Origin of the sequence: Phocaeicola faecicola (assembly GCF_013618865.1) — a bacterium.
Taxonomy (GTDB): Bacteria; Bacteroidota; Bacteroidia; order Bacteroidales; family Bacteroidaceae; genus Phocaeicola; species Phocaeicola faecicola.
Genome location: NZ_JABSOE010000016.1, coordinates 52,406 through 68,641, shown reverse-complemented (window position 1 = coordinate 68,641; position 16,236 = coordinate 52,406). Strand labels below are relative to the sequence as shown.

Annotated in this window: 15 protein-coding genes and 2 pseudogenes; 10 read left to right on the top strand and 7 right to left on the bottom strand. The window is 47.1% G+C overall.

Translation table 11 applies throughout. The annotated features are described in order from the left end of the window. The first annotated feature begins 144 nt into the window (after positions 1–144). The 9 genes from H3001_RS06485 (at position 145) to H3001_RS06445 (ending at position 11,389) form a co-directional block, all read left to right on the top strand. Positions 145–1,809 (top strand): amino acid permease, encoded by a 1,665-nt coding sequence (locus tag H3001_RS06485; protein WP_181214453.1) that lies wholly within the window; start codon positions 145–147, stop codon positions 1,807–1,809. A 118-nt stretch (positions 1,810–1,927) separates the two neighbouring features. Next, positions 1,928–2,740 (top strand): 3'(2'),5'-bisphosphate nucleotidase CysQ, encoded by an 813-nt coding sequence (gene cysQ / locus H3001_RS06480; protein ID WP_181214452.1) that lies wholly within the window; start codon positions 1,928–1,930, stop codon positions 2,738–2,740. 9 nt (positions 2,741–2,749) lie between these two features. Further along, the gene (locus tag H3001_RS06475) at positions 2,750–4,294 is read left to right on the top strand and encodes an SLC13 family permease (protein ID WP_181214451.1); all 1,545 of its coding nucleotides are present in this window, start codon (positions 2,750–2,752) and stop codon (positions 4,292–4,294) included. 19 nt (positions 4,295–4,313) lie between these two features. Further along, positions 4,314–4,931, top strand: a complete 618-nt coding sequence (gene cysC / locus H3001_RS06470; protein ID WP_181214450.1) for an adenylyl-sulfate kinase — start codon at positions 4,314–4,316, stop codon at positions 4,929–4,931. Between the two features lie 86 nt (positions 4,932–5,017). Continuing rightward, on the top strand, positions 5,018–5,929 hold the full coding sequence (cysD, locus tag H3001_RS06465) for a sulfate adenylyltransferase subunit CysD (protein ID WP_181214449.1): 912 nt from the start codon (positions 5,018–5,020) through the stop codon (positions 5,927–5,929). Between the two features lie 18 nt (positions 5,930–5,947). Next, entirely contained in the window at positions 5,948–7,453 is a 1,506-nt protein-coding gene (gene cysN, locus H3001_RS06460; RefSeq protein ID WP_181214448.1) for a sulfate adenylyltransferase subunit CysN, read from the top strand. Between the two features lie 51 nt (positions 7,454–7,504). Further along, positions 7,505–8,611, top strand: a complete 1,107-nt coding sequence (locus H3001_RS06455; protein ID WP_181214447.1) for a sulfotransferase family protein — start codon at positions 7,505–7,507, stop codon at positions 8,609–8,611. 262 nt (positions 8,612–8,873) lie between these two features. Beyond that, positions 8,874–10,313: a Na+/H+ antiporter NhaC gene (nhaC, locus tag H3001_RS06450; RefSeq protein WP_181214446.1), complete on the top strand. Its 1,440-nt coding sequence runs from the start codon at positions 8,874–8,876 to the stop codon at positions 10,311–10,313. Positions 10,314–10,483: 170 nt separating this feature from the next. Beyond that, complete coding sequence (locus H3001_RS06445; RefSeq protein ID WP_181214445.1) at positions 10,484–11,389, top strand: ion transporter; 906 nt, start codon at positions 10,484–10,486, stop codon at positions 11,387–11,389. Between the two features lie 108 nt (positions 11,390–11,497). On the opposite strand, the gene H3001_RS06440 is transcribed toward H3001_RS06445, so the two are convergent. The 5 genes and pseudogenes from H3001_RS06440 to H3001_RS06420 all read right to left on the bottom strand — a co-directional run. Continuing rightward, positions 11,498–12,577, bottom strand: coding sequence for an SPRY domain-containing protein (locus H3001_RS06440; protein WP_181214444.1), 1,080 nt, complete (start codon positions 12,575–12,577; stop codon positions 11,498–11,500). Between the two features lie 189 nt (positions 12,578–12,766). Further along, a complete protein-coding gene (locus H3001_RS06435; protein WP_181214443.1) occupies positions 12,767–13,141 on the bottom strand; it encodes a hypothetical protein in 375 nt (124 codons plus the stop codon). Positions 13,142–13,412: 271 nt separating this feature from the next. Continuing rightward, positions 13,413–13,892 carry a hypothetical protein gene (locus H3001_RS06430; RefSeq protein WP_181214442.1) on the bottom strand — a complete coding sequence of 160 codons (480 nt, stop codon included), beginning with the start codon at positions 13,890–13,892 and terminating at the stop codon, positions 13,413–13,415. A gap of 14 nt (positions 13,893–13,906) precedes the next feature. Continuing rightward, on the bottom strand, positions 13,907–14,245 hold the full coding sequence (locus H3001_RS06425; RefSeq protein ID WP_181214441.1) for a hypothetical protein: 339 nt from the start codon (positions 14,243–14,245) through the stop codon (positions 13,907–13,909). A gap of 290 nt (positions 14,246–14,535) precedes the next feature. After that, positions 14,536–15,339: pseudogene (locus H3001_RS06420) on the bottom strand (RHS repeat domain-containing protein); the annotation flags it as partial. On the opposite strand from H3001_RS06420, the pseudogene H3001_RS19755 reads away from it, so the two are divergent. Then, a pseudogene (locus tag H3001_RS19755) lies at positions 15,331–15,619 on the top strand (hypothetical protein); the annotation flags it as partial. The pseudogenes H3001_RS06420 and H3001_RS19755 sit on opposite strands and share 9 nt — an antisense overlap. A gap of 49 nt (positions 15,620–15,668) precedes the next feature. On the opposite strand, the gene H3001_RS06415 reads toward H3001_RS19755, so the two are convergent. Both H3001_RS06415 and H3001_RS06410 read right to left on the bottom strand, forming a co-directional pair. After that, positions 15,669–16,040: an RDD family protein gene (locus tag H3001_RS06415; RefSeq protein ID WP_181214439.1), complete on the bottom strand. Its 372-nt coding sequence runs from the start codon at positions 16,038–16,040 to the stop codon at positions 15,669–15,671. A 7-nt stretch (positions 16,041–16,047) separates the two neighbouring features. Continuing rightward, the gene (locus H3001_RS06410; RefSeq protein WP_181214438.1) at positions 16,048–16,236 is read right to left on the bottom strand and encodes a hypothetical protein; all 189 of its coding nucleotides are present in this window, start codon (positions 16,234–16,236) and stop codon (positions 16,048–16,050) included.

The following is a 16,236-nucleotide window of genomic DNA, read 5'->3' as shown; positions in this document are numbered from 1 at the left end:
AAGATGATTATGAGCCGATTTAATTTTATGAGAATTAAATTTAGAATTATCGGAGCTGTATGCGGTGAAAGTCGCACGTACAGTTCTTAATGGGGAAAGCGGCAGCAATGCCGCCGACCTACATAACGACAAAACTACAGATAGATGGAAGGGTTATTTATTCGGAAGACAATTGAAGCATTACAGAAAGAAGCCGGCAATTCGGGAGACAAAAGTCTGAAAAGGGTACTCGGTCCCTTCAGCCTGATTGCCCTGGGAGTAGGAGTAATTATCGGAGCAGGACTGTTCTCCATTACCGGAACAGTAGCTTCCGAATATGCCGGACCGGCCATTACATTGTCTTTTGCCATAGCCGCCATCGGCTGTTGTTTTGCCGGACTGTGCTACGCGGAATTCGCCTCCATGATTCCGGTATCGGGAAGTGCCTATACCTATTCATATGCCACCATGGGAGAGCTGATAGCCTGGATCATAGGCTGGGATCTGGTGCTGGAATATACCGTAGCCGCTACCACCGTAAGCATCAGCTGGAGCCGCTACCTGGTAGTCTTCCTTCAAAGCATAGGCATTCAACTCCCCCATCATCTGACGGCCTGCCCCTGGGACGGAGGCATCATCAACCTTCCGGCCATCGGCATTGTCATCCTGATCAGTCTGCTGCTGGTGCGCGGCACCCGCGAAAGTTCGTTTGTCAACAACCTGATTGTATTTCTCAAAATAGCTGTTATCCTGGTTTTCATCATCCTGGGATGGCAGTTTATCCAGACCGACAACTACGTTCCCTACATTCCGGCCAATACCGGACAGGTAGGTGAATTCGGATTCTCCGGTATTCTCCGGGGAGCCGCCATCGTCTTTTTCGCCTTTCTGGGATTCGACTGCGTCAGTACAGCGGCCCAGGAGACCAAAAAGCCTCAGCGCGACATGCCCATCGGCATCCTGGTTTCCTTGTTGGTATGCACCCTGCTCTACATCCTTTTTGCCCACGTCATGACAGGCGTTGTCCATTACACAGCCTTCGAAGGCCAAGAAGGCATTGCCCCCGTAGCCGTTGCCATCGAAAAAATGGGAATTCCCGATGCCACCGGTCAGGTACAGCCACTCTATCCCTGGCTGAACAAAGCCATCATCCTAGCCATTCTCTTCGGATATTGCTCCGTCATTATGGTCACCCTGATGGGACAAAGCCGCATCTTCCTGAGCATGAGCCACGACGGCCTGCTGCCACCCTTTTTCTCCCGCATCAGTCCCCGGTTCCACACCCCCATGCACAGCAACCTGCTCTTCATGGTAGTGGTAAGTCTGCTGGCAGGCTTCGTCCCCGCCCAGGTAGCCGGAGAAATGACCAGCATCGGTACCCTGCTGGCCTTTACCCTGGTATGCGCCGCCGTACTGATTGTCCGCAAGACCATGCCCGGAGTAGAACGGAGTTTCAAGGTCCCCTTTGTCCCCTTCACCCCCATCATGGGAATCCTCATCTGCCTCTGCATGATGTGCTTCCTTCCTGCAGATACCTGGATACGCCTGGTACTCTGGATGCTCATCGGACTGGATGTCTATGCCTGCTACGGCCGCAAGCACAGCAAACTGGAGCCTCATCGCCTGCACCGGAAAGGCGACATGGTGCTGAACATACTGGGACTCGTGCTTTCGGTACTGTGCATCATTACCGGACTCTGGCACCAGCAGACCGTAGGATGGGACCAGAATCAGACCCTGCTGATCATTTCTTTCGTCTTCGCCTTTACCCACCTGGCTTATTACATGATACGCATCTGGAAACAGGCACATGAAGTCAAAACTACCTGATAGGAAAGAAAAAATTCGTTAAAACAACAGCAAATATCAAAGGACAGAACAGAAAATAAGAGAAATGGAACAGTGGTAATACCGCAAAAATATGTTACTTTACAACCATTTAAGCATTATGAATAAAGAGATACTTTTTACAGCTATACGAGCAGCCCTGGAAGCAGGTGCAGCCATCATGAAAGTGTATACCGATCCGAATGCTGATTTCGAAATCGAAAAGAAAGCAGACAACTCCCCTTTGACCCTGGCCGACCGCAAATCCCATGCAGTCATTGCCGCACACCTGGCAGAGACCCCTTACCCCCTTTTAAGTGAGGAAGGAGCCAAGACCGCCTGGGAAATCCGCAAGGAATGGCCGGAACTGTGGATTGTCGATCCGCTGGACGGCACTAAGGAATTCATCAAGCGCAACGGAGAGTTTACGGTCAACATCGCCTACGTAAAAGAAGGTGTTCCCGAAGCAGGCGTCATCTATATCCCTGTCAAGCAGGAACTGTATTTTGCCGACTGCAGTCTGGGAGCCTACAAGGTTTCACACATCTCCCAACTGGAAGCAAATACCTTGGAAGAACTGATTGCCCGGTCGGAGCGCATTCCGTACGAAAAGCGTCACACTCCGTCCGATACCTTCCTGATAGTGGCCTCACGGTCGCACCTTACTCCGGAGACCGAAGCCTATATCCGGAAAATGGAAGAAAAATACCCGAAAGTGGAAACCGTCTCCAAAGGCAGTTCCCTCAAACTGTGTCTCATCGCCGAAGGAAACGCCGATGTCTATCCGCGCTTTGCCCCGACCATGGAATGGGATACCGCAGCCGGACACGCCATCATCCGCGCAGCCGGAAAGGAAGTCTACCACGCCGAGACCATGCAACCGCTAACATACAATAAAGAAAACTTACTGAACCCCTGGTTCATTGCAGAATAATCACTTATAATGACATTTGAAGTTATCATCGTTTTTATTACCCTTGCCCTTATGCTGACCGCATTGGCAACGGACAAGATGCGCCCCGGAATGATTCTCTTTTCGGCGGTAGTGGTGTTTCTGTGCACCGGAATCCTGTCGCCCAAGGAATTGCTGGCCGGCTTCAGCAACAAGGGAATGATTACCGTGGCCCTTCTGTTTCTGGTCAGTGAAGGTATCCGGCAGAGCGGAGCCCTCACCCAGTTCATCAAAAAACTGCTGCCGCAGGAGAAAACCAGCGTACTGAAAGCCCAGTTGCGCATCCTGCCTACGATTACCGTCATCTCCGCATTTCTGAACAACACGCCGGTGGTGGTGATCTTCGCCCCCATCATCAAGCGATGGGCCAATTACCTGAAACTGCCGGCCACATACTTTCTGATACCCCTGTCGTACGCAACCATCCTGGGAGGAATCTGTACCCTGATCGGTACCTCAACCAACCTGGTGGTACACAGCATGATAGAAGATGCCGGAATGAAAGGATTCGGCATGTTCGAACTGGGAAAGGTAGGTATTTTCATTGCCCTGGCAGGCATCATCTACCTCCTGCTGTTCTCTACCCGCCTGTTGCCGGCCGACCGTCCGGAAAACCTTTCCGAAGACGATAAGAAACCGTCTACCTACCACCTGGTAGAAGCCATTCTGGGAGCCCGTTTCCCGGGTATCAACAAACGCATCAGCGAGTTCGACTTCCAGCGCCATTACGGAGCTGAAATCAAGGAAATACGCCGCAACGGACATACTTACAACGACATCAGCAAACTCCGTTTCCGTGAAGGCGACACCCTCCTGCTGCTGGCCGATGACAGTTTCATCAAGACCTGGGGAGAATCTTCTGTCTTCCTGATGCTGGCCAACGGAAAGGACTACGAACCAGCCGGAAAGAAAAAACGCTGGTTTGCCCTGTCGCTCCTGATTTTCATGATTACAGGTGCCACGGTAAGCGAATTGCCGGCGGTACAGGAATACCTGCCCGAAGGCCTCGAACTCGACATGTTCTTCTTTGTGGCCATCACCACGGTCATCATGGCATGGACCAAGATATTCCCGCCGCAGAAATACACCAAATACATCTCGTGGGACATTCTCATTACCATTGCCTGTGCATTTGCCATCAGCAAGGCCATGGAGAACTCCGGCGTATCCAACATACTGGCACAGTACATCATCGGACTGAGCGCCAGTTACGGCCCCTATGTATTGCTGGCCATACTGTTCATCATTACCAACATTTTTACGGAACTGATCACCAACAATGCAGCCGCGGCCCTCTCGTTCCCCATTGCCCTGTCACTGTCACAGCAACTGGGTGTGAACCCCATGCCCTTCTTCGTGGTAATCTGCATGGCAGCATCTGCCAGCTTCTCCACCCCGATCGGCTACCAGACCAACCTGATTGTACAAGGTATAGGAAACTATAAATTCACCGATTTCCTACGAATCGGACTTCCATTGAACATTATTACCTTTTTAATTTCTATCTTTGTAGTGCCACAGATATGGCCTTTTTAAACGACAAAAAACAGTAACAATGACCACAGAAACAACTCATATTTATCCGATTTTCGACCGGATGCTCAACCGCGAAGATAAAGAAAGCCTGCTCCGGCAGCACAGCGTAATGATCTGGTTCACCGGATTGAGTGGTTCCGGAAAAAGTACGATTGCCATCGCCCTGGAACGCGAACTCCAGAAACGCGGCCTCCTGTGCCGCATCCTCGACGGTGACAACATCCGCAGCGGAATCAACAACAACCTCGGTTTTTCGGAAGAAGACCGGGTAGAGAACATCCGCCGCATTGCCGAAATCGGAAAACTCTTTGTCGATACGGGCATCATCACCATCGCCGCTTTTATCAGTCCCAACAACGACCTGCGCGAAATGGCAGCCCGCATCATCGGTCCGGATGACTTTATGGAAATCTATGTCAGCACCCCCATCGAAGAGTGCGAGCGCAGAGACGTGAAAGGTCTGTACGCCAAGGCACGCCGTGGAGAAATCAAGAATTTCACCGGCATATCCGCCCCCTTCGAGGCCCCGGCACATCCGGCACTCTCACTGGATACTTCCAGATTGTCGCTCGAAGAATCCGTCGCACAACTCCTGCAGCTGATTTTGCCCAAGGTGTTGCCCGCCGGTCAGAAATAAGACAACCAGACACTTCCGGCCGCCCGCCACAGACGCGCAGCCGGATTACATTTTAATTCCGAATACAAACAATATTCATAATCAAGATGAAAGAAGAATATAAGTTAAGCCACTTGAAAGAACTCGAAGCCGAGTCCATTCACATCATCCGCGAAGTGGCAGCCGAATTTGAAAACCCCGTCATGCTTTACAGCATCGGAAAAGATTCATCGGTCATGGTACGCCTTGCCGAAAAGGCCTTTGCACCGGGAAAAGTTCCCTTCCCGCTGATGCACATCGACTCCAAATGGAAATTCAAGGAAATGATTCAGTTCCGTGACGAATATGCCAAGAAATACGGATGGAACCTGATTGTAGAAAGCAACATGGAAGCCTTCCGTGCCGGTGTGGGTCCGTTTACCCACGGAAGCAAGGTACACACCGACCTGATGAAGACTCAGGCCCTGCTTCACGCGCTCGACAAATACAAGTTTGATGCCGCCTTCGGAGGCGCCCGCCGCGACGAAGAAAAATCACGTGCCAAAGAACGTATTTTCTCGTTCCGCAACGAATTCCACCAGTGGGATCCCAAGAACCAGCGTCCGGAACTCTGGGACATCTACAATGCCCGCATCCGCAAAGGAGAAAGCATCCGCGTGTTCCCGCTGAGCAACTGGACCGAGCTTGATATCTGGCAATACATCCGTCTGGAAAACATCCCTATCGTGCCCCTGTACTTTGCCAAGGAACGTCCGGTCATCAACCTCGACGGACAGCTCATCATGCCCGATGACGACCGCCTTCCGGAACAGTACAAAGACAAGATTGAGATGAAGAAAATCCGCTTCCGTACCCTCGGCTGCTGGCCGCTGACCGGAGCCATCGAAAGCGAAGCCGATACCATTGAAAAGATTGTAGAGGAAATGATGACCACCACCAAGAGCGAACGCACTACCCGTGTCATCGACTTCGACCAGGAAGCCAGCATGGAGCAGAAAAAACGCGAAGGATATTTCTAACCCCAAAAGACTGAATTTATGGAACAACTAGATAAAAACAAATCAGGAAACCCGATGGAAGGGGAAGCCAGAGGCACCATGTCCATCGAGGAATTTTTGAAGAAAGACGAACAAAAAGACCTGTTGCGCTTCCTGACAGCCGGTTCGGTAGACGACGGAAAATCCACCCTCATCGGCCGTCTGCTCTTCGACAGTAAGAAACTGTACGAAGACCAGTTGGATGCCCTCGAACGCGACAGCAAACGAGTAGGAAATGCCGGCGAGCACATCGACTATGCCCTGCTGCTCGACGGTCTGAAAGCCGAACGCGAACAAGGTATCACCATCGACGTAGCCTACCGCTATTTCTCTACCAACAACCGCAAGTTCATCATCGCCGACACTCCAGGACACGAACAGTACACCCGCAACATGATTACCGGCGGATCGACAGCCAACCTGGCCATTATTCTGGTCGACGCACGTACCGGAGTAATCACCCAGACCCGCCGTCACACCTATCTGGTTTCCCTGCTGGGCATCAAGCACGTCGTACTGGCAGTCAACAAGATGGACCTGGTAGACTTCTCGAAGGAAGTCTTCGACAAGATTGTCGGTGAATACAAAGCCTTCATCAATCCGCTGGGCATCCCCGATGTACAGTGCATTCCGCTGTCGGCCCTTGACGGCGACAACGTAGTCGACAAGTCCGACCGCACCCCATGGTACGAAGGTCCGTCTTTGCTGGAATTCCTGGAAACCGTACACATCGGCAACGACCATAACCTGCAGGATTTCCGCTATCCGGTGCAATACGTATTGCGCCCCAACCTCGACTTCCGCGGCTTCTGCGGCAAGGTAGCCTCAGGCATCATCCGCAAGGGCGATGAAGTCATGGCACTTCCTTCCGGAAAGAAATCGCACGTCAAGAGCATCGTCACCTACGAAGGAGAAATCGACTATGCCTTCCCGCCGATGTCAGTCACCCTGACCCTGGAAGACGAAATCGACGTATCCCGCGGAGAAATGCTGGTACACCCCGACAACCAGCCGATGATCGGACGCAACTTCGAAGCCATGCTGGTATGGATGGACGAAGAAAAGATGGATATGGAAAAATCCTTCTTCCTGAAGCAGACCACCAACACCAGCCGCACACGTATCGACCACATTGCCTATAAGGTAGACATCAACACCATGGAGCACTTGTCGGTAGAAAACGGACGGCTGAAGCAGGAAGATGTCCCCATGCAGCTCAACCAGATAGCCCGCGTGGTCCTGACCTCTTCCAAAGAACTGTTCTTCGATCCGTACGAAAAGAACAAAGCCACCGGCGCCTTCATCCTGATCGACCCGATTACCAACAACACCAGTGCAGTAGGTATGATCATCGACCAGGTAGCCGATAAGGATATGCACAATACCATGGAGCTTCCGGTACTGGACCTGCCCAAACTGGGCATCGAGCCGGCACATTATGAAGCCATTGACAAAGCCGTCAAGGAACTGGCCCGCCAGGGAATTGCCGTAGAAGTCAAGAAATAAAAGCAATCCGACAAGATTTTATTATTCAACCATTGTACAAAAACTCATTTCATGGGATTACTTGAATTCAATAAATTACCAATCAATACCCTGGTAGGAGCCGACTGGAAAACATTCAACCAGATTACCGCCAACCGGAACATCGACCCCGATTACCGGGGAAAATACCGGCTGACCAAAGCGGTATGCCGTCTGCTTTCCATTCTCAAGCCCCTGCAAGACCACAGGTACGAGAAACTCCTGGCCGACAAGCCGCTGGAGCACGACCCTGTATTCATCTTGGGCCACTGGCGCAGCGGCACTACGTTCATGCACAACGTATTCTCCTGCGACAAGCACTTCGGCTACAATACCACTTACCAGACCGTATTCCCGCATCTGATGATGTGGGGACAGCCGTTTTTCAAGAAAAACATGAGCTGGCTCATGCCCGACAAACGACCGACCGACAACATGGAACTGGCCGTCGACCTTCCTCAGGAAGAAGAATTTGCCCTGGCCAACATGATGCCGTACACCTATTACAACTTCTGGTTCCTGCCCAAGCACATGCAAGAATATGCTGACAAGTACCTGCTGTTCGACGATATCAGCGAAGAAGAACTCAAGGTCTTTGAGGAAACCTTTACCAAACTCATCAAGATTTCACTCTGGAACACGCACGGAAGCCAGTTCCTGAGCAAGAATCCGCCCCATACCGGTCGCGTGAAAGAATTGGTGAAGATGTTCCCGAATGCCAAATTCATCTACCTGATGCGCAACCCGTATACCGTATTCGAGTCGACACGCAGTTTCTTTACCAATACCATCCAGCCGCTGAAGCTTCAGGATATTTCAGAAGAAGCCCTGCAGGAAAACATCCTTTCGGTATATGCCAAACTGTACCACAAGTACGAAGCCGACAAGCAGTTCATCCCCGAAGGCAACCTGGTAGAAGTTAAGTTCGAAGACTACGAAAAGAACGCTTTCGACCTGACCCAGGAAATCTATCAGAAACTCTCCATTCCGGGATTCGAGGAAGCCAAGGCAGACATTGCCGCTTACGTCAACAAGAAAAAAGGCTATAAGAAAAACAAATACCAGTACAAGCCCGAAACCATCGAACTGGTGGAAAAGAACTGGTCATTTGCCCTCGAACAATGGGATTATAAACTCTGATACAATCCGCTCAAAAGGAAAGGCCACCGCCTTCCGATATCCAAGACAACCTGAACAAGCGCCAGCCAGCGCCGGTTCAGGTTGTCTTTTTTTCTCCATTTTCTTTACTCTTCCTTCCCTTCCGATTGTAAAATATGCATATTTATTCAGCAAACCTCCAAAAACCACTTTTTACATCCTATTCTTATACATTTTTCTTGCATATCAATGAAAAAAAACACAAAATATTGTACCTTTGCACCCCGTAACAAATTAACATACAATGGATTCAAAATACAAACTACCTTCACCCCTTGTTTCATTTATCCCTATCATACTCCTTACAGGGATGCTTTTTGCCACTATCCGCACGTTCGGAGGAGACGCATTGAGCGGAGGAAGCCAGATTTCTCTGCTGGTAGCAACCGCTTCCTGCATATTTATCGGTTCTGTCTTCTACCGTATTCCCTGGCATAATTTCGAACACGCCATCGTCAACAACATCACCGGTGTAGCCAGTTCCCTGCTGATACTGCTTACCATCGGTGCATTGAGCGGCACCTGGATGATCAGCGGTGTCGTACCTACCCTCATCTATTATGGCATGCAGATTATTCATCCCGACTACTTCCTGACATCCACCTGTCTGATTTGCGTACTCATCTCCGTAATGACCGGAAGTTCGTGGACCACGATAGCCACCATCGGTATCGCACTGATGGGTATCGGCAAAGCACAAGGCTTTCACGAAGGATGGATTGCCGGAGCCATCATCTCGGGAGCCTACTTCGGCGATAAGGTATCCCCCCTGTCGGAAACAACCGTACTGGCAGCCTCTGTAACGGAAACACCACTGTTCAAGCACATCCGCTACATGATGTATACCACCATCCCTTCGCTGACCATTGCCCTCATCCTCTTCACCTTCATGGGGCTTACCCATGAGAACAGCGATACGGCACAGATTACCCAGTTCCTGACAAGCCTGGAGCAGACCTTTACGATCAGTCCCTGGCTGCTGATTGTACCGGTTGTAACGGGAATCATGATTGCCCGCAAGGTACCGGCTACCATCACCTTATTCATCTCCACCCTTCTGGCCTGCCTGTGCGCACTCATCTTCCAGCCGGAACTGCTGCGCGAAATAGCCGGAGGCGACAGCTTATTCAAGGGTACCCTGATTACCTGCTACGGCAGTACGTCTATCCATACCGACAATGCCATCCTGAGCGACCTTGTAAGCACACGCGGAATGGGAGGTATGATGAATACCGTATGGCTGATTATCTGTGCCATGTGTTTCGGAGGAGCCATGACCGCCGGAGGCATGATCGGAAGCATCACCTCCACCCTGCTGCGCTTTGTAAAAAGCCGCTTCGGACTGGTCAGTTCAACAGCCCTCTCCGGACTGTTCCTCAATCTGGCTACAGCCGACCAGTACATCAGCATCATCCTTTCGGGAAATATGTTCGGAAACATTTACAGGAAACAAGGATATGAAAGCAACCTGCTGAGCCGGACCATCGAAGATTCCATCACGGTAACCTCCGTACTGGTTCCGTGGAACACTTGCGGAATGACACAAGCCACCATTCTGGGAGTCACCACCCTGACCTACCTGCCATTCTGCTTCTTCAACTGGATCAGTCCGCTCATGAGCATCCTGGTGGCAGCCATAGGATTCAAGATCAAGCAGCGTCCTGCTCCTCCCACTGCCTCCTGACCTTTCCCACAAGAGGCAGCCTCAACCGTACTGCCTCCCCTCAAAACCATATCTCCCCCTCTTACAAGAAGTTTGTCATACACAAACCTCTTGTAAAGAATCCGGAGATCATTACAATCACATCCGATTTATTGCTAACTTTGTTCCAGTGAAACAGAACCGATACCCACATGAATGTCATTTCAAGAATATATCAGCACTGGCAACATTTCCTGCACAACGAAGCACTAAAAGAAAAGATATATGCCATCGTATTCGAATCAGATACCCGAAAAGGAAAACTATTCGATATTATTTTGATTGGCAGCATCACACTGAGTGTAATACTGGTAATACTGGAAAGCATGCATGTATTCCCCCACTCCGCCTATCTCGCCCTGAGAATCCTGGAATATGTGCTCACACTCTTTTTCACCTTCGAATACCTGGCCCGAATATACTGCCTTAAAAAGCCACAGAAATACATATTCAGTTTCTTCGGAATAGTTGACCTGCTGGCCACATTGCCGGTATATATGAGTTTCTTCATCATAGGCTCCCACTACCTTCTCGTAATAAGAGCCTTTCGTCTGATACGAATCTTCCGCATCTTCAAGCTGTTCACCTTCATCAATGAAGGCAATCTGCTGCTACGTTCATTATGGATCAGTGCCCCTAAGATTCTCATATTCTTTTTCTTCGTACTGATACTGGTTACATCAATGGGAACCATAATGTACATGATAGAAGGCAATGTACCCGATTCAGGTTTCAACAACATCCCCAACAGCATATATTGGGCAATCGTAACCATGACCACAGTAGGATATGGCGACATCACCCCCGTTACCCCGTTCGGACGCTTTATTTCGGCAGTAATCATGCTGATAGGCTATACCATAATAGCCGTCCCCACAGGAATTGTATCAGCCACAATGGTCAGCGAGCACAATAAGCTCAAGAAACGGAGATGTCCTCGCTGCGACCGGGAAGGACACGATTTCGAAGCCCTATATTGCAAATATTGCGGTGCAAAACTCAAGATAGAAAAACAGCCGGAATCTATAAACGAACGCCCCAACGACGAGCGCTTCTAACTCCAGCCATTTTGCCAACCCAAGTTCATGCCATCCGGTTCTTAGCCTCCCGATACAGGCCGTGTACCCCGAAAAGGCAACAACCGCAACGGAGACTTCCGGATAACATCAGAACAAAAAGCCCGCACGCAGTCCCCACCGTTGTGTATGACATACATTCCAGTAGCCTTGCACAAAGATATCGTGTTTCTTGAATACACGATAGAGCAGTCCGGCTCCTGCCAGCGCAGACACCCCTGTATCATCGGCCTCTCCAATCTCGAATGCAAACTGTCCATCGGCCTGAACAAAAGGACGCAAGGCACTCTTTCCAAAGATGTACCGTCCTCCCACCTTGAAAGCAAGACACTGAGCCTTGAATTCACCGTAGGTAAGCACATTCGGGTCAGCAGCATACGACTGTCCGGAACCCGCATAGGTCACCTCTGCCAGAAAAGCAAGCGAAGGAGAAAAACGGGGAGAAATGAAAGAAAACTGCACACCGATCTCATATCCACTAAGCGACTTTTGATAATCATGCGCAATATTTCCAGCATATCCTCCAAAGACTCCCCACTGCCAGTGTGACGGTGTAGGATCATTTACTTCATAAACCACACAATCCTGATCAGTACATACGGCATTGTTATAGTCTACTACAGTACCAATCATATCCTCATGATTGAACCCCAGATGCTTGCTTCGTTTCTCGGCTTCATTCCACTTTCGCATCACATAACGCGAAACTCCCCTGTACCGGAGGTCAACCCCCTGGTAATCAGAATGACCGTCACTAACCTCCCTCTTTTTATTGTCAACCGCTATCAGCGTTCCATCTTTCTCATCATAAAAGAAATAATATTGTACGAAAGGAGTAGTATAATAATATAGAGTAAGCCCTCCCTTTACGAGACATTCCAGAAAAAGCTGCTCAGGCTCCTGCTCAATGGTAACCAACTGAGAAAAATAGTGCTTTCCATTCACAAAATGATACGAACGAAGTTCTGTCGGAGAAAAACGACGCTCCGCCCCTTGAGAACCTTCCCTGAAAATACAAAGCCTGCTGTTCTGCTCATCTGTGCGCAACATAATTTCTCCCCGGATGGTATCATTATCCAGCGTAACAATATATCCCGAACGAAAGCGTGCTTCCTGTGCCCAAAGAAAGGCAGGAAGAAGCAAAAAAATCTTCAAAAACAGATATTTCATAATTATGATATAAAAGGTTGATACAAAGATGTTATTTAAAATTATTTCCTCAACAACTCAAATCTGATATAAAGCCCACATATACGCTGTTGCAAGTATGCCGGTTGAAATTGACCTTACCCCAAAATGTTCTTCTTTTTCCGTTCGTATATTTCATGATTTTCAGGTTTCATATTATATATCATATAATCAAGTACGGAATTTTCTTCCATCAGCATCATAGAGGTATTCGGTCGTACTTCCGTCTTCGAACTCCATGCGTTGTGGCAAATTTAGGAAATTATATTGAATATCCTTGATGTTCCGGTTCAAATCTTGGGTAAGATTTCCGTTTTCATCGTAGGTATATTCCGTTTCCCTGTCCGCCCCATCCTTGAATTCAAAGCCGTTGTTGTATGCGGAACTTGCTGCATTGTCGGTAACTTTCGTCAGCAGGTTTCCGTTGTACCGGTATGCATATGCGTAGTCTGCTATCCCTTTATCACTCCCGGAGCGGGTTTCTCCTGCCTGCCGGAATATTTGCGGGGGCAACACGTAGCGCAGTCTGTTCAGGTCATCGTACACATAGTAGGTGTCGAGGTGTTCCGTTTGTGCCGGTGTGTATTCTTCGCTTCAGCACGGTTCTTCCTTCGTTGTCGGTATAGGTTTCCACTGTCCCGTCTGCTCCGAAAGTCCAGTTCTCGTCTTTCTGTAGTTTTTTTGTCAGACTCCCTACCGGGTAGTTATTCTGATATGCCAGTCCGTCATCTTGAACAGCATTACGGTCTCCTCCCTGTAGGGCTGGCAGATGCTGTATTAACGGTAACTGAACTTGTATTCGTAGAGTATATATAAGTTATGGTTGACTTGTATTTTGAGTTTCTACCCACATACTTTTAGCACTAATAAAAATGGAAGGTAAAGTTTTTCTATATTGGGCTCTTTCAATTAGAAATGTCTTAGTTTCTTCTTTTGTTGATAGGGAATCCAAATAAAAATGCTTGTGTTTATAATTAGGGAAATAACATTTCACATTATTAAGAGCTCCTTCCCCCCACTCTTCATTAAAAATGAGTAAAGTAGAATCGTAATCAATAAAAATATCTATTTCACCAAGGTTGGACATTTGTATATAATTTTGTTGTGGTGTATAGAAACCTAAATAAGGATATGGTGTTATATAACACTTTCCTCCCCATTTTTTCCATACAGTGAATGTAATCGCATTTATTTGATAAAAATGCCTGTATTGTAGAAATATAAATATTAAAGTAATAACTACTATAGAAGCTTTAGCCATTTTCATGGCTAAAGCTTTTAAAAAAAGTTTCCACATATTCGATATACTTTTTAAAATGGTGGCTCGGTAGGTCTGTTAAGTATTTGGTTTAACCATTTATTTATTTGGTTTAACCAGCTATTGGCAGTACCAGCTTCATATCCTAAGCGTTCTGCTTTTTGGGTGGTCATACCTTCATGCGATAAACGTCCTTCTTGGATACTTTGCAATCCATCAAAGCCTATACGAGCAGTTTTCCAGTCCATTCCAAATTTACCAGCTATATATCCTGCCCCATAGTTCCCAATATTACGGGCAGAAGCAAAAACTATTTTACCTTGTGCATCTTTAAAAGGCATACCACGATATTTATATTGTTCTTTTTCAATGATATTAAGGTTATTATTCATTCCTCTGGTTTTGAAGTCATACTTTTTTCCTCCAACTGCATTGGGCATATAATATAAAATACTAGGATTATCAGCTATAATTTTTTTATCAATAAATCTCTGACCACTATAATCTTGAGGATTAATGATTGCTCCTTTTATAACTTTTCCATTATCTCCCCAAAAAATGAATAAGGTGTTAAAGTACTTCCTACTACATTATTTGACTTATTTTCATTTTCATCTACAAGGTAAATGTTTAAATCTTGGTTTATAGTTCCTCCTACTATTTGATAAGTTCCATTTGGTAGGTTTTTAACCCACACATCTTTTCCTTTCATATCTACAAAATTTGCAGGATTATTCAAACAATATATATAAAGACTCCATGAACAATATTTTTCTGCCATCGGATCCTGCACATGCCATCTTCCCACAGCCGGATCATAATGTCTTGCCCCGTAATCGTACCAGTTAAGTCCCTTCCGTGTATCAAGTTCCTTTCCGTTGTACTTGTAGGGCTGTACGTTTCCGGTGTTGGCGAACATACCTCCGAAGGGGTAGTAATGGTTCACTTCCTCCACCTTTCCGTTCCGGTCTGCCACTACGCGGTTGTTTCCCTGATGGTCCTGCAGGTAGTAGTGGTACATACCGTCGGGCAGGGATACATATCCGCATTCCGTAACCAATCTGAAGGGTTTCCCGTTTTCATAGATCAAATTCCCTGCATAGTCGGTGGTAGTCGTCTTTCCGTCTGCCCTGTGTACCGTGCGGAGCTTTCTTCCTTCGGCGTCATAAAGGTATTCGGTCGTACTTCCGTCCCCGAACTCAATGCGTTGTGGCAAATTTAGGAAATTATATTGAATATCCTTGATGTTCCGGTTCAAATCTTGAGTAAGATTTCCGTTTTCATCGTAGGTATATTCCATTTCTTTATCTGCACCGTCCTTGAATTCAAAGCCGTTGCTGTATGCGGAACTTGCTGCATTGTCGGTAACTTTCGTCAGCTGGTTTCCGCTGTAGGTCAGTGCGAGGTTGTCCACCAGTCCGTATTCCTGCGCTCCGGTCTGTCCCATGCGTCTGATTCCGAGAATGTTTCCCGTTTTGTCGTAGCCATCATCTATACACAAAAGATAACGGCACAACTTCAGCTTGACCTTGACAAACATAATGACCAGTCCCCCATCGACGTGCGAAGCTACTGGAACGGACACAACAAGCTCCTGATTATCGACGGAACAGAGGTGTACCATATCGGAACTTCACTGAAGGATTTGGGTAAAAATGTTTGCTTTTTCCAAATTCTCTATATCAGTTATATACTCAATTGAATCGCAGCTAAGAGAAGCACTGTATACCGAATGGCACATACGGTGGTGTGAGGTCAGAAAATGAAAGTAGGAAGAAAACTTCCATTTTCCTCCTACTCAATTATTAAATTGAATTACAACTTGATGACTTTAGTACCTACTATATAATCTCCTAACCTTCTTCCTTGAGAATGATAACACATAAATATTAAATCAAATATGCCTAATATGTAAAATAAATTGCGTAAGACGCATTTTAGTGGAGATGCTGTTTTTTTTGTTTGGCAATCCACAATTTGCAACTTAAATATACTTTTTCCAAAACTTTTACCTTTTAGATCTTTAAAGATGAAGAGACTCCAAAAAATAATTGGCCCTATAATAGAAAAGTTAAAGTTTTCTTTTAATATTCCTATATGAGATAATATAAGCATTAGAACTATTGCCATAACTGAAAAAATGATTTCATCAATGAGGAATGATAAAAAACGTTTGGTATAATCCATGTTGAAATTATTTAAATAAATCGGTAAAAAAATTATATATTTCTTTAAGGTTAATAGATACTTCCCAACCAATACCTATTGCAGCAGAACCTCCTGCAGTTATTTCTTCTTTCTTTTCTTCTTTATGATGTACTTCTTTAAAATATTTTCCTGTTGAGTCATATATAGTGGTTTTATTTGTTGTTTCTTTAAGCAT

What these genes read in the sequence shown, in the direction of transcription:
- nhaC (WP_181214446.1), top strand. Translation starts at nt 8,874, where the DNA reads ATGGATTCAAAATACAAACTACCTTCACCCCTTGTTTCATTTATCCCT.
- H3001_RS06410 (WP_181214438.1), bottom strand. Translation starts at nt 16,236, where the DNA reads ATGCTTAAAGAAACAACAAATAAAACCACTATATATGACTCAACAGGA.
- H3001_RS06440 (WP_181214444.1), bottom strand. Translation starts at nt 12,577, where the DNA reads ATGAAATATCTGTTTTTGAAGATTTTTTTGCTTCTTCCTGCCTTTCTT.
- H3001_RS06445 (WP_181214445.1), top strand. Translation starts at nt 10,484, where the DNA reads ATGAATGTCATTTCAAGAATATATCAGCACTGGCAACATTTCCTGCAC.
- H3001_RS06475 (WP_181214451.1), top strand. Translation starts at nt 2,750, where the DNA reads ATGACATTTGAAGTTATCATCGTTTTTATTACCCTTGCCCTTATGCTG.
- cysD (WP_181214449.1), top strand. Translation starts at nt 5,018, where the DNA reads ATGAAAGAAGAATATAAGTTAAGCCACTTGAAAGAACTCGAAGCCGAG.
- cysC (WP_181214450.1), top strand. Translation starts at nt 4,314, where the DNA reads ATGACCACAGAAACAACTCATATTTATCCGATTTTCGACCGGATGCTC.
- cysQ (WP_181214452.1), top strand. Translation starts at nt 1,928, where the DNA reads ATGAATAAAGAGATACTTTTTACAGCTATACGAGCAGCCCTGGAAGCA.
- cysN (WP_181214448.1), top strand. Translation starts at nt 5,948, where the DNA reads ATGGAACAACTAGATAAAAACAAATCAGGAAACCCGATGGAAGGGGAA.
- H3001_RS06485 (WP_181214453.1), top strand. Translation starts at nt 145, where the DNA reads ATGGAAGGGTTATTTATTCGGAAGACAATTGAAGCATTACAGAAAGAA.
- H3001_RS06425 (WP_181214441.1), bottom strand. Translation starts at nt 14,245, where the DNA reads ATGAATAATAACCTTAATATCATTGAAAAAGAACAATATAAATATCGT.
- H3001_RS06430 (WP_181214442.1), bottom strand. Translation starts at nt 13,892, where the DNA reads ATGTGGAAACTTTTTTTAAAAGCTTTAGCCATGAAAATGGCTAAAGCT.
- H3001_RS06415 (WP_181214439.1), bottom strand. Translation starts at nt 16,040, where the DNA reads ATGGATTATACCAAACGTTTTTTATCATTCCTCATTGATGAAATCATT.
- H3001_RS06455 (WP_181214447.1), top strand. Translation starts at nt 7,505, where the DNA reads ATGGGATTACTTGAATTCAATAAATTACCAATCAATACCCTGGTAGGA.